Below are 22,942 nucleotides of genomic sequence, written 5' to 3' on the forward strand. Positions count from 1 at the left end.
TGACTGATGTCACAGAGAGCAGACACCGCCTTGGCGCCTGATCCGGTTGCTCAGACACCGGATCGGGGCCCCAAACATGTTGCGATCATCATGGATGGCAACGGACGCTGGGCCCAGGCGCGGGGTCGGCCGCGTTTGTTCGGGCACCATGCCGGTGCCAAACGTGTGCGGGAGGTGGTGGAATGCTGCCCCGCGCTCGGGGTGAAATACCTCACCATCTTTGCCTTCTCTACCGAGAACTGGAAACGCACCCAGGTTGAGGTTGCGGGCCTGATGAGCCTGTTTCGCCGTTACATCTCCAAGGAGATGAAAGCGCTGTCACAGCGTAATGTGCGGGTGCGCTTCATCGGCGATCGGGTTCGGCTCGACAAGAAACTGGTGGGTCTGATGGATCAGCTGGAGCAGGAAACCTCCTGCAATGACGGCACCCATCTGACCATCGCGTTGAATTATGGCGGGCGGGACGAGGTGGCGCGCGCCACCAAGCGTCTGGCGCGTGACGTGGCTGAAGGGCGGCTCAATCCCGATGACGTGGATGAAGAAACCCTTCCGAAATACCTTGATACCCATGTGTTGCCCGATCCCGATCTGGTGATCCGCACCAGTGGAGAAGCGCGGATTTCGAACTTCCTGCTGTGGCAGTCCGCCTATGCAGAGTACGAGTTCATCGACACGCTGTGGCCGGACTTCTCTGCCGAGGAGCTAAAGCGCCTGTGCGATGCCTACGGTCAGCGGGACCGCCGATTTGGTGCGGTGAAACCATGAGCCGGGCGGAGCGTTGGGCCGATCTGATGCCGCGGCTGATTTCTGCGGTGGTGATGATTGCGGTTGGCGGCTTTGCCGTTTGGCGCGGCGGGGTGATCTTTGATGTGCTGATTGCCGCCTCCTGCGGCGGCATGATGTGGGAACTCTTGCGGATGGTTGCGCCGCATCGGCAGGGGCTTGCACTGCCACTTGGCGTTTTGGCGATGGGGGCTGTCCTGGCGGCGTCGCTTCTTGGCGGAACCTATGGGTTGGCGATGTTGCTGGTGCCTGTGCTGCTGGGGGTGATCGGGCTGGATCAGCGGCGTGGCACATTCGCAGGCTTTGGCCTTTGGGTGATGTTTGCCGCCTTTGCCTTTATCTGGATGCGTAGCGCCCTTGGGCTGGACTGGATGGTCTGGCTGGTCGCGGTTGTGGTCGCAACCGATGTCGCGGGCTATTTCGCAGGCAAGGCGCTTGGCGGACCCAAGTTCTGGCCCCGCGTCAGCCCCAAGAAGACATGGTCTGGCACCGCTGCCGGATGGCTGGCCGCAGCGGCGGTGGGCGCGGTATTTGCCGCCGAGGCGGGCATCGGCCTTGGTGTGGTGGTGTTGTCGGTCCTTGTCTCTATGGCGAGCCAGGCAGGCGACGTTGCTGAAAGCGCGCTCAAACGCAAGATGGGCGTCAAGGATTCAAGCGGGCTGATCCCCGGTCATGGCGGTCTGTTTGACCGTTTCGACGGTATGCTGGGTGCGGCGGCGATGGTGCTGCTGGTGCTGAGCATCTGGGGGCTGCCCGGCGGGGCAATGTAATGCGAAAGATCTCTATTTTCGGGGCCACCGGATCCATTGGTCAAAGCACGATCGATCTGATCCGGCGGGCCCCTGATGCCTATGATGTGGTGGCCCTGACAGGGGGCGGCAATATTGCGCAGCTGGCGCGTGATGCGATTGCGCTGCGGGCAGATGTGGCCGTTACCGCCTATCCAGACCAGCTGGATGCACTGCGCGCGGCCCTGGCCGGCCATGATATCGAGGCCTCGGCTGGGCCATCAGCCCTGATCGAGGCTGCGCAGCGGCCCGCAGATTGGGTGATGTCGGCCATTGTCGGCGCGGCGGGGCTTGCCCCTGGTCTGGAAGCGCTGAAGCAGGGGGCAACGCTGGCGCTTGCCAACAAGGAGTCGCTGGTCTGTGCCGGCTCTCTCTTGCTGGAGACGGCGCGGCGGCACAATGCGCGCATCCTGCCGGTCGACAGCGAACACTCGGCGGTGTTTCAGGGGCTGGTGGGCGAGGACATGGCCGCGGTTGAGCGGATCGTCATCACCGCCTCTGGCGGGGCCTTCCGCGATTGGCCACTTGCGGATCTGAAAACCGCCACGGTGGCGCAGGCGTCCTCTCACCCCAATTGGGATATGGGGCAGCGCATCACGATCGACAGCGCGTCCATGTTCAACAAGGCGCTGGAGGTTATTGAAACACGAGAGTTTTTCGACGTGCGACCCGAGCAGATCGAGGTGGTGGTTCATCCTGAATCCATCGTCCATGCGCTGGTGGGGTTCAACGATGGCGCCTTGATGGCGCATCTTGGCGCGCCGGATATGCGCCATGCCATCGGCTATGCGCTGCACTGGCCCGACCGTCGCGATCTGCCGGTGGAGCGTCTCGACCTGGCAAAGCTCACACAGCTGACATTCCGCGCGCCGGATCCTGCCCGCTATCCCGCCTTGCAGCTTGCCTATGATGTGATGGCGCGCGGAGGTCTCATGGGAGCGGTCTTTAACGCGGCCAAAGAACGGGCTCTCGATCATTTTATCGCCGGGCGTATCGGATTTCTTGATATGGCCACATTGGTGGCACAGGTGTTGGCGCAAGTGGACGAGCGGGCAGGCGAGTACGGCATTGATGATGCCATGACCCTTGATACCGTGACCCGCATGGACCATCTCGCCAGAGGTGAGGTCGACAACGCAATTTTGAAACAGACAGGGTAAACCATTGGATCTTGTTTCCTTCCTGCCGCAACTCGGCGGTTTCTTCTATGTGATTGCCAGCTTCGTGGTTGCGCTTTCGGTGATCGTGGCAGTGCACGAATATGGCCACTACATTGTCGGCCGTTGGTCTGGCATCCACGCCGAGGTGTTTTCGCTGGGGTTTGGCCCCGTTCTGTTCAGCCGCGTGGACAAACGCGGCACCCGCTGGCAGATCGCTTTGCTGCCGTTTGGCGGCTACGTGAAGTTCCTTGGCGATTCCGATGCGGCGTCCGGCAAGGACGCTGCCGCAATGGCAGAGGCATCGGCTGATCCGGTTGCGCTGCGACGCACCATGCATGGCGCCCCCCTGTGGGCCCGTGCGGCAACCGTTGCTGCGGGGCCGGTGTTCAACTTTGTCATGTCCGCAGTTATTTTCGCTGGTGTGTTTTTTGCCTCTGGCACCATCCGCAATCCGCTGACGGTTGCAGATGTGATGCCGCTTCCGGGGTTGGAGCAGGATTTGCAGGCGGGCGACCAGCTGTTGCAGGTCGAGGGCATCTCGGTCCCCTCGCTTGAAGATAGTGCCGCCTGGGAAGGCTTCCGCACGTCTGTTCCGGAACAGCAGCCGCTGCGCTATACCGTGCTGCGCGATGGCCAGCAGGCAGAGGTGCAGGGCCCTTATCCCTGGCCGCCGCATGTGCGGGGTGTCGCCCCCCGCAGCGCAGCGGCAGATGCGGATTTGCAGCCGGGTGATGTGATTGTTGCGGTAAACGGCGCGCCGATCTTTGCCTTTGACCAGCTCAAGCGGGCAGTTGAAGGCGGCGAGGGTGCTGAGTTGCAGCTGGAGATCTGGCGTGATGGAGACACCTTTGCCACCGCACTGACGCCGCGCCGGGTGGATGAACCACAGGCAGATGGCGGGTTTGCGACCCAGTGGCGGATGGGCATCGTCGGTGGTCTGGCCTTTGAACCGGCCTCCGAGGCCGTCAGCCTGAGCGATGCAATCATTGCCGGGGGCGCGCAGGTTTGGGGCGTAGTGGACATGTCCCTGTCCGGCCTGACCCATATGATCACCGGCGCGATCAGCACCTGTAATTTGTCCGGCCCCATCGGTATTGCGGAAACCTCTGGCGCGATGGCCAGCCAGGGCGCAGAGAGCTTCATTCGGTTTATTGCGGTCCTGTCGACGGCTGTAGGCTTGCTGAACCTCTTTCCTATTCCGGCGCTGGATGGTGGGCATCTGATGTTTTACGCCTACGAGGCAGTTACCGGCAAACCGCCAAGTGATGGTGTGATGCGGGTGCTGATGACCTTTGGCATCGCCGCGATCCTGACGCTGATGCTGTTTGCTTTGGGCAATGATCTGTTCTGCTGAGCGGGAAACCAGACGACTTAGCGAGGGCTGCCGAGCAATCGGTGGCCCTTTTTCGTAGGTGATCTTTCGTGGGTGGCATTCATGGCCCGTCGTGAAAGGTCGCGTTTGGGACCGGTCGGCGCCAGGGGGTGACAGGGCGCTGGGTACTGAGCGTCAGGGAATTGGATAGAACTTTAACGATCTCATCCAAGGCTGTGGCCCTTTGCGCCCAACTGTCGCCACATTCCCCGATTAACCCTTTGGTAATCTGCTGGTGGGCAGCGCATGGGCGGGTCTTTGCCGGTTTTGCGCTGTGGCAGATGTGGGAAAGTTGACATCAACGGGGGAGAGTGGACGCCATGAGTAGCCTGCATATCACCAATACGGGATTTGGCCTGTTTGTACGCCTGAATTGGGACCGCGCACTGTCGGTTGCGACAATTCTTGGGGCGCTGGTTGCAGGTGCATGGATCGGCAGTCTCTGACTTTTCAAGCTGTTGGACGCTCTTTTGCGCGTGGGTTGAACCCACGCGCCTTTTTGTTGGTTTTGACAACAGCGAATAAACCCGATACGCACGTTTCAAAGCTGTTAAAAAATCGGGTTTTGAACGATGGTTCGGGGGAAAGTCGCGGGTAAATCCTGTGGAGGGCGCACATTGGGTGCCCATATTTTGTATAAAAACGTATCTGCGGCAGCGCTGGCTGTTGCCCTGGGATTTGCCCTGGCGCCTGATTTCGCGGCCGCTCAGAGCTATAGTTTCACAAACGTTCAGGTTGAGGGCAATCAGCGCATTCAAACCTCGACAATCGTTGCCTACACCGGCATCGAGCGTGGCAAATCCGTGAGCGCGGGCGAGTTGAATGACGCCTACCAGCGCATTCTGGACAGCGGTGTGTTCGAGAGCGTGGAAATCGTGCCGCGCGGCAACACGCTGGTCATCAAAGTCACCGAATTCCCGACCATCAGCCGGATCAGCTTTGAAGGCAACCGCCGCATCAAGGATGACGCACTGCTGGCGCTGATCGAGTCTTCGCCGCGCCGGGTCTTCAATCCGACCGTCGCAGAGCGCGACGCCGCCGCCCTGGCTGAGGCCTATGGTGCCCAGGGGCGTCTTGCTTCGACCGTGACGCCGCGCATCATCCGCCGCAGCGACAACCGCGTCGATCTGGTGTTTGAGATCTCTGAAGGCGACACCACTGAGGTGGAGCGCGTGTCCTTTGTGGGCAACCGAGTGTTCTCTGACCGCCGTCTGCGTCGGGTTCTGGAAACCAAACAGGCAGGCCTGCTGCGCACTTTCATTCGCGCTGATACCCTGATTGAGGATCGCCTGCAGTTCGACCGCCAGGTCCTGCGCGATTTCTACCTATCGCGCGGCTATGTCGATGTGCGGGTCAACAGCACCAACGCCGAAGTCACCGAAGAACGCGATGGTGTGTTTCTTGTGGTTGATATCACCGAAGGCCAGCAGTTCACCTTTGGCGACATTTCCGTCACCAGTGAGATGTCTGAGGCAGACGCGGATGAGTTCCGCGATGTCCTGCGTCTGCGCCCCGGCGTTGTCTACAATCCAGCGCTTGTCGAAAACGCGATCACCCGACTGGAGACGCTCGCAATCCGCAAGGGGATCGACTTCCTGCGTGCCGAGCCGCGGGTCACACGCAATGACCGTGATCTGACGCTGGATGTCGAATTTGTCCTGACCCGTGGACCCCGCGTCTTTGTCGAGCGGATCGACATTGAAGGAAACACAACCACGCTGGATCGCGTCATCCGTCGGCAATTCCGCACGGTTGAGGGCGATCCCTTCAACCCGCGCGAAATCCGCGAAAGCGCAGAGCGCATCCGCGCGCTCGGTTTCTTTGAAACTGCAGAGGTCGAAGTTCGCGAAGGCAGCTCGCCCAGCGAGGTTGTCGTTGATGTGGACGTGGTCGAACAACCAACCGGTTCGTTGAGCCTTGGCGGCGCGTATTCCGTCGATGACGGTTTTGGTCTGGCTTTGGGGTTGTCGGAAAACAACTTCCTGGGTCGCGGGCAGCGTCTGTCTTTCAATATCTCGACAGCGCAGGACGCCGAGGAATACACTCTTGGCTTTACCGAACCCTTCCTGCTTGGCCGCGATCTGCGGTTTGACTTGGATCTCGGTCTGGCCGAAACGGACTCCAGCTTCTCGGAGTATGACACCAAACGGGCATTCTTCTCGCCTGCGCTGACATTCAACACCTCGGAAAGCACCCGTCTTCAGGTCCGCTATACCTGGGATATGGACGAGATGATCAGCCGGGGGAATGACACGAACGGGACACCGCTTGCAGGCCCGGTCGTTCGCAGCGAAATTGCGCAGGGCGAACAAAACGCCAGCACCATTGGCTTTACTTACACCTACGACAGCCGCCTGAACGGGTTGGACTCCAACCGCAGCTTCTTGTTTGAGGTTGGCGCAGATTACGCCGGGCTTGGCGGCGATCAGGAGTATGTGCGCACCACAGCCAAGATTGTTGCGCAGCGCCGCATCCTGAACGATGAAGTCACTCTGCGGGCAACCATCGAAGCAGGTGCCTTCAGCTGGCAGGGCGATGGCTTTAGCCGGTCGATTGATCGATTTGTTCTGTCCCCCAGCATTCTGCGCGGCTTTGAACCCGGTGGTGTTGGTCCGCGCGATCAGTCCTCCAATGGGGCGGGTGGCAATTACAACGACTTCCTCGGCGGCAATTATTACGCGGTGGCGCGTCTTGATGCAGAGTTCCCGCTGGGTCTGCCTGAAGAGATCGGTCTGCGGGGTGGTCTTTTCTACGACGTCGGCAACCTGTGGGGGCTGAACAACGCCAACACCGGCGCATCCAGTGCGATTGTCGGGCGTGAAGGGTCGTTCCGCCACGTCGTCGGCTTCTCGCTTCTGTGGACCACCGGCTTTGGCCCGCTGCGCTTTAACTTCTCCAAAGCGCTCAAGAAAGAAGACTTCGATGAAGAACAGAACTTTGACCTGACCTTGCAGGCGCGGTTCTGATCGTAATGGAGATGGCTGTGGACACACGGCACATGAGGGCGCTGGCGGGATGGCTGGCGCCTTTTGTGTGCGCGGTTGCGACGGTTTCCGGTACGGTGGCAAATGCACAGTCCCCGGGGCTGCCCGGCGTGGGCTTCTCCATGGGAGAGCCATATCAGCTGGGTGCGCCACAAACGGGGCTTTTGACGATTCAGTCTGACCGGCTTTATGCCGAGAGCGCCTTTGGTCAGCGCATCGCCCGCGAGCTGGAAGCAGAAGGCGCTGTTCTTACTGCAGAAAACCGCCGCATCGAGGCCGAACTGCGGGCAGAGGAACTGGACCTTACCGCGCGTCGGACCGAAATGGACCCAGCGGCCTTTCGTACGCTGGCTGATGCCTTTGACGAAAAGGTTCAGGAAACCCGCCGCAGCCAGGACCGCAAGCTGCGGGAGATCAACCAGATGGGCGAGGATGCCCGACGCGAGTTTTTTGCCGCCTCATTGCCCATTCTTCAGCAGATCATGCGTGAGGCAGGGGCCGGTGCGATCCTCGAACACGCCAGCGTGTTTCTCAGCTCGGATGCGTCGGATGTGACGGATCTGGCAATCGCCCGCATCAATGACGTCCTGGGCGATGGGACAGCACCGGAAGACGGCAACGAATAGCCTGCACACTGTCACGGCTGCTGCATCGTGGCAGGGCGGCCTACGCTTGCCCCGGCGGCGGGCAGTTGCTAGGACATAGTCAACATTCAGAAAACGGGAAAACCGCAATGACAACCGAGCTGAAAAGCGCCGACATTCATCTGATCCAACGGATCCTGCCGCACCGCTACCCGTTCCTGCTGGTGGACAAGGTTGTCGAGATCGATGGCTATTCCTCGGCCTGCGGCATCAAGAATGTCACCATGAACGAGCCGCATTTTCAGGGGCATTTCCCGGGAACGCCGATCATGCCGGGCGTCACCATCGTCGAGGCGATGGCCCAGACCGCTGGCGTGATGCTGGGCGTTGGCATGGACATGATCGACACCGAGCTGCTGATCTACTTCATGAACATCGACAAGTGCAAATTCCGCCGCAAGGTCATCCCCGGTGATGTTCTGAAAATGCGGGTTGAAACCACCCGTGGCAAGCCGGGCGGCAAGATTTTCAAATTCAAGGGTGTCGCAACCGTGGATGGCGAAGTCGCAGCAGAGGCCGAGTTCTCTGCCATGGTCGATCTGCAAAAGGACTGATCGCATGAGCCAGATCCATCCCAGCGCGGTGGTCGAAGAGGGGGCCAAGATCGGCGCGGACTGTATCATCGGTCCGTTCTGTCTGGTTGGCGCCGAGGTTGTTCTTGGTGACCGGGTTGAGCTGAAAAGCCATGTAGTCGTCACCGGCGATACCGAAATAGGGGCCGACACCATCGTCTTTCCCTTCGCCGTGCTGGGCGAGGTGCCGCAGGATCTGAAATTCAAGGGCGAGAAGAGCCGCACCGTGATTGGGGAACGTAACCGGATCCGCGAACATGTGACGGTAAATGCCGGCACCGAAGGTGGCGGCGGCGTGACACGTATCGGGGACGACGGTCTGTTCATGGCCGGTTGCCACATCGCCCATGATGCGCAGATCGGCGATCGGGTGATCGTGGTGAATTCGGCAGCTGTGGCCGGGCACTGTGTTCTGGAAGATGACGTGATCATCGGGGGGCTTTCCGGGATCCACCAATGGGTCCGCATCGGCCGAGGCGCCATTATCGGCGCGGTGACCATGGTGACAAACGATGTGATCCCCTATGGTCTTGTGCAGGCTCCGCGCGGTGAGCTGGATGGTCTCAACCTTGTTGGTCTCAAGCGGCGTGGTGTGCAGCGTTCTGACATCACGGCGCTGCGTGCGGCCTTTCAGATGCTTGCGCAGGGCGAAGGCACCTTTCAGGAACGCGCCCGTCGGCTGGGCGCTGAAACCGAAAGCGCCTATGTGCAGGAAATCGTTGAATTCATCACGGGCGAGAGCGATCGTTCTTTCCTGACTCCGGGGGGCTGAGCAGGTGCTGGCACTTATTGCGGGCCAGGGGGCATTGCCTGCTGAACTGGCCCACCGTCTGAAAGACCGCCCGCTGGTCTGTGCAATGCGCGGCTCAGAACCGGACCACATCGAGGCAGAGCTGACTTTTCGCCTTGAACAGCTGGGCAGCTTTATCGCCCGGCTGACCGCCTCGGGGGTGACAGAGATTTGCCTCGCTGGCGCCGTGCGCAGACCGGCGATTGATCCGTCCGAAATTGATGCCGAAACCATGCCATTGGTGCCGATCCTGCAGGGCGCGATTGCCGCCGGTGATGATGGCGCGCTGAGGGCGATCATCGGGATTTTCGAGCAAGCCGGGCTGAGCGTGCGCGCCGCGCATGAGGTGGCACCGGATCTGCTGATGGGCGAGGGCGTTCCGACGGAAATCCAGCCAGGTGAGCTGGATCGCCCGGACGCCGACCGTGGCGCCGAAGTGGTTGAGGCAATGAGCCGGGCAGATGTTGGTCAATCCTGTGCCATCCGCCGTGGCCAAGCGATTTCCGTCGAGAACCTTTTTGGCACCGACTGGATGTTGCGCGCCCTGGCCCAACGTCCGGATGGGACTGGCGGCTTGCTGTTCAAGGCACCCAAACCCGACCAGGACCGCCGCGCCGATTTGCCCACGATCGGGCCGCAGACTGTTGAACTTGCGGCGCAGGCCGGGCTCTCTGGGATTGTGCTGGAGGCAGGCGGGGTGATCGTCTTGTCGCAGGGCGAGGTGATTGCAACCTGCAATCGTCTGGGCCTGTTTCTCTGGCTGCGCCCCGCAGCATGAGCTTGCGGGTCTTCATCCTTGCGGGGGAGCCTTCGGGCGACCGTCTGGGTGGGGCCCTGATGGCGGGTCTGCGCGCATTGCGTCCTGATGTGACCTTTGAAGGCATTGGCGGGCCGCTCATGGCAGAGCAGGGCCTGACCTCGCGGTTCGATATGTCCGAACTGTCGGTCATGGGGCTGGCAGAGGTGCTGCCGAAATATCGTCATCTCAAACGCCGGATTCGTGAAACCGCCGATGCGGTGATCGAAAGTCGGCCGGATGTGATGATTACCATCGACAGTCCCGACTTCTCCCTGCGGGTTGCGGCACTGGTGAAAGACGCCTGCAACGTGCGCACTGTTCACTATGTTGCCCCATCTGTCTGGGCATGGCGCCCCAAACGCGCCCAGAAGATGGCCAAGGTGATCGACCATGTTCTGGCCCTGTTGCCGTTTGAGCCCCCTTATATGGAGGCTGCGGGCATGGAATGTGATTTTGTCGGCCATCCGGTGGTTGCGGAACCGCAGGCCAGTGGAGCCGAGATTGCAGCATTTCGCGCGGCGTATGATCTGGATGATGCGCCGTTTGTTCTGGCCTTGCCCGGATCGCGTCGCTCTGAGGTGAGCCGCCTTGCACCGGTTTTCGGCGCCGCTCTGCGCCAGTTTCAGCAGACCCATGCCGAATACCGCATCGTAGTGCCTGCCGCCGCGCCGGTTGCCGATCTGGTGCGCGCAGAGCTGAGCGAATGGTCCGATACCGCACTGGTGATCGACCCCAACACGCTGGAGCCTGAGGTGGCCAAGGCCCACAAACGTGCAGCCTTTGCCGAGGCAGAGCTGGCCCTTGCAGCGTCTGGGACCGTCTCTCTCGAACTTGCGGCAGCCCGCACACCGATGGTGATTGCCTATAAATTCCAGTGGCTGACCTGGCAGATCATGCGCCGGATGGCGCTGATCGACACCGTGACGCTGGTCAATCTCGTCAGTGACACCCGCGTTGTTCCAGAGCGGCTTGGCCCGGACTGCACCCCTGACAAGATCGCCAAGGCGCTGAAAAAAGTGAAGGCAGATCCGACGGCGCAGGCCGCTGCGATGGCCACCACGATGGACCGTCTGGGAGAGGGCGGAGAGGCGCCAGGCCTGCGTGCCGCGCGTGCGGTTCTGGCGCGTCTGCCGCATAGCTGACGGTCTGCGCGCAATCCTGAAACTGTCTATGGGCTAACCTGATATCTGGTGGCACAACGAATGTGGCTAGCCAGATTTGGTGTGTTTGATGCGATTTTGGAAACAGACTGGTAAATTTCCACGGCCGCTCAGCGATAGATCCTGACCAAAGTGTTAACGCCCCGCCCTGCACCGGAGCAGGGCGTTAACCTCATCTTAGTAAACGACTCAGTTACCTTTCCAGATCCAGCCGCCGCCATAGATGCGAGAGCCTTCACCAGCATAGAAAACACAGGCCTGGCCGGGGGATACGCCTTCCTCCGGGGTCAAAAGCTCGACCTCGGCCTCGGTTTCGGAAATCGGGCGGATGATGGCCTCACGCGGGGGGCGGGTGGAGCGGACTTTGACCTTCAGGTGCCACTCCGGCTGGCTGGTAAACGGAGCATCCCCAAGCCAGTTGATCTCGCGCACGGGGATGGTGCGGGTCGCCAGCATTTCTTTTGGCCCCACAACAACTTGCTTGTTGTCCACATCCAGCTTGACCACGTATAGCGGTTCGCTCAGCCCGCCGATGCCAAGACCACGGCGCTGGCCGATCGTATAGTGAATCACCCCGTTGTGCTGACCCAACACGCGGCCATCGGCATGAACGATTTCACCCGGTTCCGCCGCACCGGGACGCAATTTTTCGATCACGCTGGCATAATCGCCGTTTGGCACGAAACAGATATCCTGACTGTCAGGTTTGTCGGCCACGGCCAGGCCGTACTGCGCGGCCATTTCGCGGGTGGCATCCTTGGACGGCAGATGGCCCAGCGGAAAGCGCAGGTAATCCAGCTGCTCAGGTGTCGTGGAAAACAGGAAATAGCTCTGGTCGCGATTGGCGTCTTCGGCGGAATGCAGTTCCGGCCCGTGAGCGCCCATCTTGCGCTGAATATAATGTCCGGTGGCCATGCAATCGGCTTCCAGATCGCGTGCGGTTTCCAGAAGATCCTTGAATTTCACCCGTTCGTTACAGCGGATGCAGGGGACCGGGGTTGCACCAGCCAGATAGCTGTCAGCGAATTCATCGATAACGGCATCCTTAAAAATGTTCTCATAATCGAGAACATAATGCGGGAATCCCCGTTCCTCCGCCACGCGGCGGGCATCGTGAATATCGATGCCGGCACAACAGGCGCCCTTTTTTGCTAGGGCCGCTCCGTGGTCATAAAGCTGCAGCGTCACACCCACCACATCATAGCCCTGATCGGCCAAATATGCAGCAACTACAGAGCTGTCGACGCCACCCGACATGGCCACGACCACCCGTGTTTCGGACGGGGGTTTGGCAAAGCCAAGCGAATTCAGCGGGGGATTGGACTCCTGCGCCATCAGGCACTCCTCGAAATCAGGGGGATAGACGCCGCAGAATATAGGAAAATCCTAACGATCCTCAAGGGGTGAGCTTCACCGGTCCTTAAGGCGTTTGGGTGAAATATGGCGAACCACATTCGTTGATCCACACGAAGGAAACGGTGATGTTCTTGAAGAAAGTTGATGGCCCGCGCGCTGTGACCTTGCCGGATGGCACGGTGATGACACGTGCGGATCTGCCGCCTGAGACGACCAGACGCTGGGTTGCGTCACGAAAGGCCGCGGTCGTGCGCGGTGTGCTCTATGGATTGATCCCCCAAAACGAGGCGATGCGCCGCTACGGGCTGAGCGAAGAGGAATTTCGCAGCTGGGTTTCAGCCGTTGCCGACTTTGGCGAAGACGCGCTGAAGGCCACCCGATTGAAAGACTACCGCAAACAATGACGCAAAAATTTTAATCAGTCTTGAGCTAAAGGCGCAAATTAACCATCATGGTAACGGGCCGTTAACTTTTTTCCATCAAGGTTAACTCGACCTGAGGGAAACAGTGTACAGGCGGAGAAAATAATATGCGCATTCTTCTTGTTGAGGATGATCCGACAACGGCGAAGAGCATTGAGTTGATGCTGACTCATGCGAACCTCAACGTGTATTCGACCGATCTCGGCGAAGAGGGGATCGATCTTGCAAAGCTCTATGACTATGACCTGATCCTGCTGGATCTGGGCTTGCCGGATATGAACGGCCACGAGGTGCTGCGTCAGCTGCGGATGGCACGTATCGAAACCCCGATCCTGATCCTGTCCGGTGCAGATGACACCGAGAACAAGATCAAGGGATTTGGTTTTGGTGCGGACGATTACCTGACCAAACCGTTCCACCGCGAAGAGCTGGTGGCCCGTATCCATGCGATCATCCGTCGTTCCAAAGGACATTCGCAGTCGATTATCAACACCGGCAAGATCTCGGTTAATCTGGATGCCAAAACCGTGGAAGTGGGCGGCAAGGCCGTGCATCTGACCGGCAAGGAATACCAGATGCTGGAGCTTCTGAGCCTGCGCAAGGGGACGACCCTGACCAAGGAAATGTTCCTGAACCACCTTTATGGCGGTATGGACGAGCCAGAGCTGAAGATCATCGATGTCTTCATCTGCAAGCTGCGCAAGAAGCTGAGCACCGCAACCGGTGGCGAGAACTACATCGAAACCGTCTGGGGCCGTGGCTATGTGCTGCGCGATCCGCAGGACGACCAGATGACCGGCGGTCATCGCATGGCAGTGGGCGCCTGATCCGGCGCTCCCCTCCCATCTTCTGCAGATGTAGATCGGAACAATCCCGCTTCGGCGGGATTTTTCGTGTTCGCCACACCCATTTTGCGCAGGCCGCGTCTGGACCTGTCCCCACCATCGCCCTATCACCTAAGCAAAGACAAGAAAGAGGCGACGGACGTGACACTGCCAGGCGATATGGATCCCCAATCTCTCACTCTGGAAGAGGCCCGCCCGCTGTTTGAGCAGCTGCAAGAGGAGCTGCGCGCCGCTGATCTGGCCTATCACCAGAAAGATGCGCCTGAAATCAGCGATGCCGACTACGACGCGAAAAAGCGCCAGTATCGCGCGCTGGCAGAGGCTTTTCCCGACCTCGCAGCCGAGGCCACCGAACTTGACACCGTGGGGGCGCCCGTGGCCTCCGGCTTTGGCAAGATCACCCATGCCCAGCGAATGATGTCGCTTGGCAATGCCTTTGACGACGATGATGTTGCCGATTTCGACAAGGGGTTGCGAAAATACCTTGGCCTTTCGGCGTCTGAGCCTCTGGCCTATACGGCCGAGCCAAAGATTGACGGGCTGTCACTGTCGCTGCGCTATGAGAACGGCACCCTTGTTCACGCAGCAACCCGCGGCGATGGGGCGGTGGGCGAAAATGTCACCGCAAACGCCCGCACCATCGACGACATTCCGCAGGAAATCCCCAACGCCCCGGCAATCCTTGAGGTGCGGGGCGAGGTCTACATGAGCCACGAGGATTTCGCAGCCCTCAACGAACGCCACGAGGCCCGCGGTGGCAAGACATTCGCCAACCCCCGCAACGCAGCCGCCGGTTCTCTGCGGCAACTGGATGCCGAAATCACCCGTGCCCGTCCGCTGCGGTTCTTTGCCTACAGCTGGGGAGAGCTGTCTGAACCTTTGGGCGAAACGCAGTTCGATGCGCTGGCGCGGTTGCGGGAGATGGGGTTTCAGACCAACCCGCTGACCCGGCATTGCACCTCGGTTGCGGATCTGATTGCCCATTACCGCAAGATCGAGGAACAGCGCGCAACCCTGGGCTATGACATTGACGGGGTGGTCTACAAGGTCGACGCGCTTGCCTTGCAGGACCGTCTCGGGTTCCGCTCGACAACACCGCGGTGGGCGATTGCGCATAAATTCCCTGCGGAACTGGCCTGGACCCGGCTTGAGGGGATCGACATTCAGGTCGGCCGCACCGGTGCATTGAGCCCGGTTGCCCGGCTGCAGCCGGTTACCGTCGGCGGCGTCGTGGTGTCTAACGCGACGCTGCACAACGAAGATTACATTGCCGGTCTGGATTCCAAGGGGGAAGAGATCCGCGATGGGAAGGACATTCGCATCGGAGATTGGGTGCAGGTCTATCGTGCGGGCGATGTGATCCCCAAAATCGCGGATGTCGACCTGTCCAAGCGACCTGACGGGGCAGAAGCCTATGCCTTTCCAACCACTTGCCCGCAATGCGACAGCCCCGCTGTCCGCGAGGAGGGCGACGCCGTGCGCCGGTGCACCGGTGGCTTGATTTGCCCTGCGCAAGCCGTTGAAAAACTGAAGCATTTCGTATCTCGCAAGGCGTTTGATATCGATGGTCTTGGGGCCAAGCAGATTGAAATGTTCTATGGGGACGAGACGTTGGCGATCAAAACGCCTGCCGACATCTTTTCCCTGCAGGCCCGCGATGCTCAGAACCTGACCAAGCTGAAGAACCGCGATGGCTGGGGCGAGACCTCTGCCGCCAATCTCTTTGCCGCGATTGAAGACAAGCGGGAGATTGCGCTGGCCCGGCTGATTTTCGGTCTTGGTATCCGCCATGTGGGCGAGGTCGGCGCGCGGGATCTGGCGCTGCATTACATGGATTGGGATGCGATGGCGGAAGCCGTCGATACGGCGCGCCCGGCCGCCTTGGCCCATCGCGCGGCTGACGAGGCAGAGGACGCCGAGCGGATTGCAGCGGCTCAGGCCAACAGGCGCGCCCGCATCAAGGAGGTGCGCGACAGTGCCATCGCCCAATGTGACGTTCCCCCCGCTGCCCGGGCAGCCTGGGAGGATCTCACCGGGATTGATGGTATCGGCGCGACCCTTGGCCTGTCGTTGTCAGATGCCTTTGCCAATGCCGATGAACGGGCGGCGTTTGATGCATTGCGGGCCTATCTGACCATCATACCGCCAGAAGCCCCGCAAAAGGACAGCCCGGTCGCAGGCAAAACCGTTGTGTTTACCGGCACCTTGGAAAAAATGACCCGAGCCGAGGCAAAGGCCCGCGCAGAAGGGCTTGGCGCCAAGGTTGCCGGGTCTGTGTCCAAGAAAACGGATATTCTGGTGGCAGGCCCCGGCGCCGGATCAAAGGAGCAAAAAGCCCGCGATCTGGGAATTCGTATCCTTGACGAGGACGGCTGGCTTACATTGATCGAGGGCGCATGAGCGGCAGACCGGAGATCCTGTTTCCGCTTTTTGCGGGCGTGGAAACCTTGCAGGGGGTTGGGCCGAAGACCGCCCAGCACCTGTCCCAGATTGCAATAGAGTCGCCCCGTGACCTGTTGTATTCCTTGCCTTATTCCGTTGTGGACAGGCGGAGGCGCACGACGATCCAAGGGCTTGATTTTCCATCTGTTGCAACCGTTGAGGTCACGATCGGCACCCATCGCCCGGCCCGCAACAAGGGGGGCGCCTACCGGATCAATGTGACAGATGCGGAAACGGAATTTCAGCTGGTCTTTTTTCATGGCCGCAGCCGCTATCTTGAGGCGCAGCTGCCTGAAGGGTCGCGCCGGGTGGTTTCGGGAAAGCTGGAGCTGTTTGACGGGCTTGCGCAGATGGTCCACCCGGATCACATGGTTGCGCTGGCTGACGCTGATGACATCCCCGATTTCGAACCGGTTTACCATCTCACCCACGGGGTGTCGCAGAAGACGATGTTCAAGGCCGCGCAAAGCGCGCTGCAGCGGCTTCCGGATCTGCCGGAGTGGATAGACCCATCGCAAATGCGCAAAGAAGAGTGGCCTGCATGGCAGGACGCTCTGACAAAATCGCACAACCCTGAGGGGCCTGATGATCTGATGGCAGAGGCGCCCGCACGGGCGCGGTTGGCGTATGATGAACTGTTCTCTCATCAGTTGACGTTGGCGCTGGCCCGACAACAGGACCGGGCTTTGCCCGGCCGGGTGTCTCTTGCCACAGGGCAGTTGCAGTCGCGGGTGCTTTCGGCGCTGCCGTATCGACCGACCGGGGCCCAGGCGCGCGCAATTGAAGAGATCAGCGCCGATATGGCCCGGCCTGAACGGATGAACCGACTGCTTCAGGGCGATGTTGGCGCGGGTAAAACCTTGGTTGCTTTCATGGCGTTGCTGGTCGCAGTTGAAGCAGGCGGGCAGGGGGTGATGATGGCCCCGACCGAGATCCTCGCCCGCCAGCACCTGGAGGCGCTGCGCCCGCTTGCCGAAGACGCAGGTGTCGTGCTGGAGATCCTGACCGGCCGTGACAAGGGGCGCGAACGCAAGGCAAAATGTGCCGCTCTTGCCCGTGGGGACATTCACATTCTGGTCGGCACTCATGCGCTGTTCCAGCCCGATGTCGCCTTCCGCGATCTGCGGCTGGCTATCGTTGACGAACAGCACCGGTTTGGCGTGCGCCAACGGATGGAGCTGGCAGAGAAAGGCAAGGGCGCAGATGTTCTGGTCATGACCGCCACGCCCATTCCCCGCTCGCTTGCGCTGACCCAATACGGCGATATGGAGGTCTCGGTGCTGGACGAAAAACCACCGGGGCGCAAACCGATCAAGACCGCCATCATCAGCACGGAGCGGATGGACGAGGTGGTCAGCCATCTGCGCCGCGCGATTGATGAGGGGCGCCAATGCTATTGGGTTTGCCCGCTGGTGGAGGAATCCGAGGTCATGGACCTCACCGCTGCCGAGGAACGGTTCAAGCGGCTCCGTGCGGTGTTGGGGGATGGGGTGGTTGGGCTTGTCCACGGTCAGATGCTCCCAGCTGAAAAAGACGCTGCGATGGCGGCCTTTCAGGCGGGCGAAACCAAGGTACTGGTTGCGACAACGGTGATCGAGGTCGGTGTGAACGTGCCCAATGCCTCTATCATGGTGATTGAGCGGGCGGAGATTTTTGGCCTGGCCCAATTGCACCAGCTGCGCGGACGGGTGGGACGGGGCAGTGCGGATTCCACTTGTCTGCTGCTTTATCAGGCGCCGCTCAGCAAGGGCGGGCAGAAGCGGCTGGAAATCCTGCGCGAAACAGAAGACGGCTTTCGGATTTCGGAAACCGATCTTGAAATGCGTGGGGCCGGTGATGTCATCGGCACGGCGCAGTCCGGCCTGCCGCGATTCCGCATCGCCGATCTGGAGCGTCAGGCGGGGCTGATGTCAGTGGCCCAAAGCGATGCCCGCGCCCTATTGGCGAGTGACCCCGATCTGTCCAGCCCGCGGGGGCAGGCGGCGCGTGTTCTGTTGTGGCTGATGAAACAGGATCAGGCGATCCGTTTGATTTCCGTGGGTTAGGGTGCGTTCCTCATTTGTTCCGGTCGCGCAGTTGCGATGTATGGAACAAGGTGTTCTCCTGTGTTCGCAAATGTTCTCATAAAGTTCTTTACATGCCGGTCTGTATGTGAGAACAAATAGGCAACAACACCGCCAGAGAGCGAACGCAAGACAGACAGGAGGCCAGAGCCATGATTGCCCAGATCAAGACAACTGTTCAGAATGCCCACTCGACTTTGTTGCAGGACGCCATTGGCGCGGCCGCGCTTGTTGTGATGTTGCTGGCGGGGTTGCATCTGCCGGGCCTCCTTTGACCGTCTGCCTGCAGGGCGTGTTCGAAGCACAATACGCCCAAGGTGCCGATGTTCCCTGATTTCTCTTTTTCCTGATCGCACTCTTCATGCCGGATGGGGCCGCATGTCCCGAAGAACCAGAATGGATCGCCTGTCTGTTCTGGTGGGCCTGCCTCAGGCCTTAATGGTTTCATCCGGGTCCCGCATAAGAGAGCTGACCTGCCGCCGCTGCCCATTTGGGTCAGCGGCGGTTTTTTTGGGGCGGGACGCCCAGATCAGCTGATGCAAGGTCTGCGGTCGTGTCCGTCACGAAAACTACCGCAAGACAGGGCCCGCGCCAGCTGAGAGGCGCCACCACGCCAGATGGGGCAACCAAAATGGGCGCAGGTTCAGAACAACAACAGCGTGTTGGGGTGCGATCAGGCGCAGGTTTGTTCGCGGTAGGACTGCATCGCCTCAAGCGTGGCATCCAGCGCCAGCATGATAGACGCATGGCGGTTTTTGAAATCGCGGGCGGGGATCAACACCTCGAACCCATCAAAAGGGGCATCCGGCACGGGACCGTTTTCTGTCAGCATCGCCTTGAGCTGCTGGCGGCCGGTCTCTACCTGATCGAGCGTACATCCGATGATGACCTCGCCCACCACAGCAGCGGCTGCCTGACCAAGGGCACAGGCCTTCACGTCCTGACCAAATCCGGTGATCGTGTTGTCCTCGATCTGCAAATCCACGGTGACGGTTGAGCCGCACAAAGGCGAACGTTTCTTGACCGAAACGTCTGGGCTCTCCAGCCGATCAAGATGTGGAATATCTGCGGCCAGTGCCAGGATACGCCCGGAGTAGAGTTTGATCAGATCGGTTTCGCCGGACATGAGTGCACCTCGGCCTTTCCCTTGCTCGCTGTTCCTCATACATAGGGGGCCAGTTTCCAGATGCAAAAGGTTTTTGTCATGTCCTTTGATCCTCTTAGCCTAAAGTACAACGAGGCCGGTCTGGTGCCCTGCATCGCGCAGGACGACGAAACCGGCGAGGTGCTTATGATGGCGTGGATGAATGCGGATGCCGTCACCAAGACGCTTGAGACGAAAAAGGTCACCTATTGGTCCCGCTCGCGGCAGGCATTCTGGATCAAGGGTGAGAGCTCGGGCCATGTTCAGGAACTGGTTGATCTGCGGGTCGATTGTGACCGCGATTGCCTTTTGGCGGTGGTCCGTCAGACCGGCCCTGCCTGTCACACCAACCGCCGCAGCTGTTTCTATACCGCGATCCGGGATGGCGAAGAAGTCGAGCTGATGAAGCCGATGGTCTGAGGCTGCTGCGGTGGTAAAGCCCCTGATAGGTTGTCTGTTGCGGCCTACAGGGGGGCCTGTGGCAGGCCGACCATGGCGCGAATGTCCTGCGGGCGCGCACCATCTTCGCGGCGATATTTTGCAATAGCGCGGGCATCATCGCGTTTGGCAAGCCGTTTGCCCTGATCATCCCGTATCAGCCCGTGGTGGTGGTAGATGGGTGTCGGCAGGCCAAGCAGCGCCTGCAAAAGCACATGGATCTGTGTTGCCTCAAACAGATCTTTTCCCCGCACCACATGGGTGATGTTCTGATCGCTGTCATCCACCACGACAGACAGGTGATAGGCGCTGCCCATGCCGCGGCGCACCAGGATGATGTCGCTAACCGCGGCAATCAGTTGATCGGGCTCCAGCATGTGTTGGCCGGCGTGGGCCTCTCCGGTTTCCTGGAAATGGCGCAGCGGCGCGGCCTGGACCGCCTTTTCCATATTCAGTCGGATCACATCGTGAGGGCCCGCATCTGCCATGCTGCGGTCCCGGCAGGTGCCCGGATAGATGCGTCCATCAGGGCCGAATTGCGGCACCCCTTCCTGTGGTGCACCGGCGGCTGCCTCGATGTCGCGGCGATTGCAGCGGCAGGGATAGGTCAGGCCGAGCGCCGTGAGCTGCGCCAGGGCGGCGCTGTAGCGCGGCAGGCGCAGGGATTGTTGCATCACCGGCTCTGGCCAGCTGAGGCCAAGCCAATGCAGATCGTCATAGATCTGCTGGGTCCAGGAGGCGCGCGATCGGGAGGTGTCGATATCCTCGATCCGCAACAGAAACCGCCCGCCCGCGGCCCGGGCCATATCCGCAGCGAGCAAGGCGGAATAGGCATGCCCCAGATGGAGAGGTCCGGTTGGGGATGGCGCAAATCGGGTGGTGAATGTCACGCTTTCTCAATCACATAGACGGTCGACTTAAGGTTCAGGCCGGGGAGATGATCCCCGTGGTCCCGAAATAGCAGCCGTGCAGCACAACAGTCCAGCCATTCATTCAGCTTGCCGGTGTAAGCAGGATCCGCAAGCGCATGATCGTTCAGTGAAAACACAAACAGACCGGCCTTTGGCAGCGCGTGCAGGATCATGTCAAAGACCTGCGGAGGCGCCGCGCCGGTGCCCAGGACGCCGCAGCCGCTGATCTGACGATAGGCGCCTTTGGGGATCGGGCTGGGATCGGCCACGTCAATGGCGATGAGGCGGCGATAGATGTCCTTGGCTTCGGCTTCGGCGCGCATTTCTGACGCGGGCTCCATCCCGTCGAGGGTAGAAAACCCCGCTGCACGCAGCGCGAGACCAGAGAGCCCCGTCCCGCAGCCGAAATCAAGGATCGGCTCAGAGCGATCCTTTGCATAGCGCGCCCAGGCCGCAGCAATGCGGCCCGGCGTTGCGTACCCGTTTTCAGCAATTTCGCTGTCGTAGGAAGCGGCCCATTGATTGTAGTGCTCCATGGTCGCTTCCGGTGTTTCAAGGCCATAGGCCTTGTCCAGAAACTTGTCCGTCATGCAGGCAGCTTAGGCGCTGCCTGCAAGCAGCGTCTAGGAAAAGTTTGCAAGCCAGTCCTGCCAGGCCAGTTTGGCCCGGTCGGTATAGGCTTTATAGCGGTCCTTGCGTCCGCGCCGCCCGCCTTTCAGGCCGTCAACAGGCTGGAACAGGCCAAAGTTCACGTTCATCGGCTGAAAGGTCTTGGCCTCGGCACCGCCTGTGATGTGATGGATCAACGCCCCCATCGCGCTGTCCTGGGGCACGACCGGCAGGGTCTTGCCCAGGATCTCAGCCGCCGCAAGACGGCCAGCCAGCAGCCCCATGGCCGCGCTTTCGACATAGCCCTCAACCCCGGTGATTTGGCCGGCAAACCGGATATGGGGCTTGGACTTCAGGCGCATTTCGCTGTCCAGCAGGGTGGGCGAGTTGAGGAAGGTATTGCGATGAATGCCGCCAAGGCGGGCAAAGCTCGCGTTCTCCAGCCCCGGAATCATCCGCAACACTTCGGTCTGGGCGCCGTATTTCATTTTGGTCTGAAAGCCGACGATGTTGAACAGCGTGCCAAGCGCATTGTCCCGGCGCAGCTGGACAACCGCATGGGCCTTGACGTCCGGTTGATGCGGGTTGGTCAGGCCGACAGGCTTCATCGGACCGTGGCGCAGGGTCTCGCGTCCGCGTTCGGCCATCACCTCGATCGGGAGGCAGCCGTCGAAATAGCCTGCGGTCTCACCTTCGTGGAATTCCGTTTTGTCTGCCGCCAAGAGCGCGTCGATGAACGCCTCGTACTGGTCCTTGTCCATCGGGCAGTTGAGATAGGCCGTGCGCTCTTCCTCGGTCTCACCCTTGTCATAGCGCGATTGCATCCAGGCCTTCGACATATCGATGCTTTCGGCGTAGACGATTGGCGCGATTGCATCAAAAAAGGCCAGCGCCTCGGTTCCGGTTTCACGCTGGATGGCCTGTCCCAGGCTGGGAGAGGTCAGCGGCCCGGTAGCAAAGATCCAGTGGCCGTCTTCCGGCAGTTCTGTCACTTCTTCATAAGACACCGTGACATTCGGCAGCGCCTTCAGCCGTGCGGTAACGGTTTCGGCAAAGGGGTTGCGGTCCACGGCAAGCGCGCCACCAGCGGGCAGGCGATGCTGTTCTGCGGTGGACATGATCAGGCCGTTTGCCGCCCGCATTTCCCAATGCAGCAGCCCGACGGCGTTCTGTTCATCATCGTCCGAGCGGAAGGAGTTGGAGCAAACCATCTCGCCAAGGTTGCCGGTTTGATGCGCAAAGGTTTCCACCTTGGGGCGCATTTCATGCAGCACCACGTCCACGCCCATATGAGCCGCCTGCCAGGCCGCCTCCGAGCCGGCCATGCCGCCGCCCACGATATGCAATTGTTTTGTCATGTTGCGCCACATAGGGCAGTGGCGCGCCTCGCGCAATATTTCCGGTGCGTTTGGGTGGGCTTTTGGCCTGAAATCTGCACCACAGGCGGACCATCATCGCACGATGCGGCAGCGTGAATGCTGTGTCAGGGAAAGCTGGGTGAATTGGGGTCGCTGGGGAACTGTCTGGCCGGAGGAGAGATCCGGTTGGAGGGACGGTCCGCATCAGCGACCCTAATTGTGACCGAGTTTACGAAAATTTGCCATAAACCCTGCCCAATCTTTGCCATGATCTTGCCTTGTTTGAAAGACCCGACATGGAA

At 60.4% G+C, this 22,942-nt stretch carries 22 protein-coding genes; 17 read left to right on the forward strand and 5 right to left on the reverse strand.

What is annotated here, in order from left to right; translation table 11 throughout:
- Positions 1-6: 6 nt before the first annotated feature.
- The 11 genes from KUV39_RS02530 (at position 7) to lpxB (ending at position 11,034) form a co-directional block, all read left to right on the forward strand.
- Positions 7-765 (forward strand): isoprenyl transferase, encoded by a 759-nt coding sequence (locus KUV39_RS02530; RefSeq protein ID WP_046210192.1) that lies wholly within the window; start codon positions 7-9, stop codon positions 763-765.
- On the forward strand, positions 762-1,553 hold the full coding sequence (locus KUV39_RS02535; RefSeq protein ID WP_008561828.1) for a phosphatidate cytidylyltransferase: 792 nt from the start codon (positions 762-764) through the stop codon (positions 1,551-1,553). The genes KUV39_RS02530 and KUV39_RS02535 overlap by 4 nt, the downstream gene beginning before the upstream one ends.
- Entirely contained in the window at positions 1,553-2,731 is a 1,179-nt protein-coding gene (gene dxr, locus KUV39_RS02540; RefSeq protein ID WP_222458839.1) for a 1-deoxy-D-xylulose-5-phosphate reductoisomerase, read from the forward strand. The genes KUV39_RS02535 and dxr overlap by 1 nt, the downstream gene beginning before the upstream one ends.
- Before the next feature lie 4 nt (positions 2,732-2,735).
- Positions 2,736-4,085: an RIP metalloprotease RseP gene (gene rseP / locus KUV39_RS02545; protein ID WP_046210195.1), complete on the forward strand. Its 1,350-nt coding sequence runs from the start codon at positions 2,736-2,738 to the stop codon at positions 4,083-4,085.
- A gap of 338 nt (positions 4,086-4,423) precedes the next feature.
- A complete protein-coding gene (locus KUV39_RS18725; RefSeq protein WP_261394468.1) occupies positions 4,424-4,549 on the forward strand; it encodes a hypothetical protein in 126 nt (41 codons plus the stop codon).
- A gap of 126 nt (positions 4,550-4,675) precedes the next feature.
- Entirely contained in the window at positions 4,676-7,069 is a 2,394-nt protein-coding gene (gene bamA / locus KUV39_RS02550; RefSeq protein ID WP_046210196.1) for an outer membrane protein assembly factor BamA, read from the forward strand.
- Between the two features lie 5 nt (positions 7,070-7,074).
- Positions 7,075-7,713: an OmpH/Skp family outer membrane protein gene (locus KUV39_RS02555; RefSeq protein WP_222458840.1), complete on the forward strand. Its 639-nt coding sequence runs from the start codon at positions 7,075-7,077 to the stop codon at positions 7,711-7,713.
- Positions 7,714-7,820: 107 nt separating this feature from the next.
- Positions 7,821-8,285: a 3-hydroxyacyl-ACP dehydratase FabZ gene (gene fabZ, locus KUV39_RS02560; RefSeq protein ID WP_222458841.1), complete on the forward strand. Its 465-nt coding sequence runs from the start codon at positions 7,821-7,823 to the stop codon at positions 8,283-8,285.
- A 4-nt stretch (positions 8,286-8,289) separates the two neighbouring features.
- Complete coding sequence (lpxA, locus tag KUV39_RS02565) at positions 8,290-9,075, forward strand: acyl-ACP--UDP-N-acetylglucosamine O-acyltransferase (RefSeq protein ID WP_008560764.1); 786 nt, start codon at positions 8,290-8,292, stop codon at positions 9,073-9,075.
- A 4-nt stretch (positions 9,076-9,079) separates the two neighbouring features.
- Positions 9,080-9,871 carry an LpxI family protein gene (locus tag KUV39_RS02570; protein WP_222458842.1) on the forward strand — a complete coding sequence of 264 codons (792 nt, stop codon included), beginning with the start codon at positions 9,080-9,082 and terminating at the stop codon, positions 9,869-9,871.
- The gene (gene lpxB, locus KUV39_RS02575) at positions 9,868-11,034 is read left to right on the forward strand and encodes a lipid-A-disaccharide synthase (RefSeq protein ID WP_222458843.1); all 1,167 of its coding nucleotides are present in this window, start codon (positions 9,868-9,870) and stop codon (positions 11,032-11,034) included. Before KUV39_RS02570 ends, lpxB begins: the two co-directional genes overlap by 4 nt.
- A gap of 207 nt (positions 11,035-11,241) precedes the next feature.
- Here the strand turns inward: lpxB and mnmA are convergent, their stop codons facing one another.
- Entirely contained in the window at positions 11,242-12,387 is a 1,146-nt protein-coding gene (mnmA, locus tag KUV39_RS02580; protein ID WP_008560559.1) for a tRNA 2-thiouridine(34) synthase MnmA, read from the reverse strand.
- A gap of 146 nt (positions 12,388-12,533) precedes the next feature.
- Here mnmA and sciP point away from each other — a divergent pair, with 146 nt between their 5' ends.
- From sciP to KUV39_RS18730, 5 genes are all read left to right on the forward strand, one after another.
- Positions 12,534-12,812, forward strand: coding sequence for a CtrA inhibitor SciP (gene sciP / locus KUV39_RS02585; RefSeq protein ID WP_008561967.1), 279 nt, complete (start codon positions 12,534-12,536; stop codon positions 12,810-12,812).
- Between the two features lie 125 nt (positions 12,813-12,937).
- Positions 12,938-13,657, forward strand: a complete 720-nt coding sequence (ctrA, locus tag KUV39_RS02590) for a response regulator transcription factor CtrA (protein WP_008561700.1) — start codon at positions 12,938-12,940, stop codon at positions 13,655-13,657.
- A 177-nt stretch (positions 13,658-13,834) separates the two neighbouring features.
- The gene (gene ligA, locus KUV39_RS02595; RefSeq protein ID WP_222459049.1) at positions 13,835-16,075 is read left to right on the forward strand and encodes an NAD-dependent DNA ligase LigA; all 2,241 of its coding nucleotides are present in this window, start codon (positions 13,835-13,837) and stop codon (positions 16,073-16,075) included.
- Positions 16,072-18,162: an ATP-dependent DNA helicase RecG gene (gene recG, locus KUV39_RS02600; RefSeq protein WP_222458844.1), complete on the forward strand. Its 2,091-nt coding sequence runs from the start codon at positions 16,072-16,074 to the stop codon at positions 18,160-18,162. Before ligA ends, recG begins: the two co-directional genes overlap by 4 nt.
- Before the next feature lie 170 nt (positions 18,163-18,332).
- On the forward strand, positions 18,333-18,455 hold the full coding sequence (locus KUV39_RS18730; protein ID WP_008560580.1) for a hypothetical protein: 123 nt from the start codon (positions 18,333-18,335) through the stop codon (positions 18,453-18,455).
- Positions 18,456-18,853: 398 nt separating this feature from the next.
- On the opposite strand, the gene KUV39_RS02605 is transcribed toward KUV39_RS18730, so the two are convergent.
- Positions 18,854-19,306 (reverse strand): iron-sulfur cluster assembly scaffold protein, encoded by a 453-nt coding sequence (locus tag KUV39_RS02605; RefSeq protein WP_050686460.1) that lies wholly within the window; start codon positions 19,304-19,306, stop codon positions 18,854-18,856.
- A 60-nt stretch (positions 19,307-19,366) separates the two neighbouring features.
- Between KUV39_RS02605 and hisI the strand changes: the two genes are divergently transcribed.
- Positions 19,367-19,744, forward strand: coding sequence for a phosphoribosyl-AMP cyclohydrolase (gene hisI / locus KUV39_RS02610; RefSeq protein WP_008561098.1), 378 nt, complete (start codon positions 19,367-19,369; stop codon positions 19,742-19,744).
- Positions 19,745-19,788: 44 nt separating this feature from the next.
- Here the strand turns inward: hisI and gluQRS are convergent, their stop codons facing one another.
- The 3 genes from gluQRS to trmFO are packed head-to-tail and all read right to left on the reverse strand — an operon-like array spanning position 19,789 to position 22,640.
- Entirely contained in the window at positions 19,789-20,652 is an 864-nt protein-coding gene (gene gluQRS / locus KUV39_RS02615; RefSeq protein ID WP_222458845.1) for a tRNA glutamyl-Q(34) synthetase GluQRS, read from the reverse strand.
- The gene (locus KUV39_RS02620) at positions 20,649-21,263 is read right to left on the reverse strand and encodes a class I SAM-dependent DNA methyltransferase (RefSeq protein ID WP_222458846.1); all 615 of its coding nucleotides are present in this window, start codon (positions 21,261-21,263) and stop codon (positions 20,649-20,651) included. The genes gluQRS and KUV39_RS02620 overlap by 4 nt, the downstream gene beginning before the upstream one ends.
- A gap of 33 nt (positions 21,264-21,296) precedes the next feature.
- Complete coding sequence (gene trmFO, locus KUV39_RS02625) at positions 21,297-22,640, reverse strand: methylenetetrahydrofolate--tRNA-(uracil(54)-C(5))-methyltransferase (FADH(2)-oxidizing) TrmFO (RefSeq protein WP_222458847.1); 1,344 nt, start codon at positions 22,638-22,640, stop codon at positions 21,297-21,299.
- Positions 22,641-22,942 lie beyond the last annotated feature (302 nt).

Source organism: Phaeobacter italicus (genome assembly GCF_019801785.1).
Classification (GTDB): Bacteria; Pseudomonadota; Alphaproteobacteria; order Rhodobacterales; family Rhodobacteraceae; genus Phaeobacter; species Phaeobacter italicus.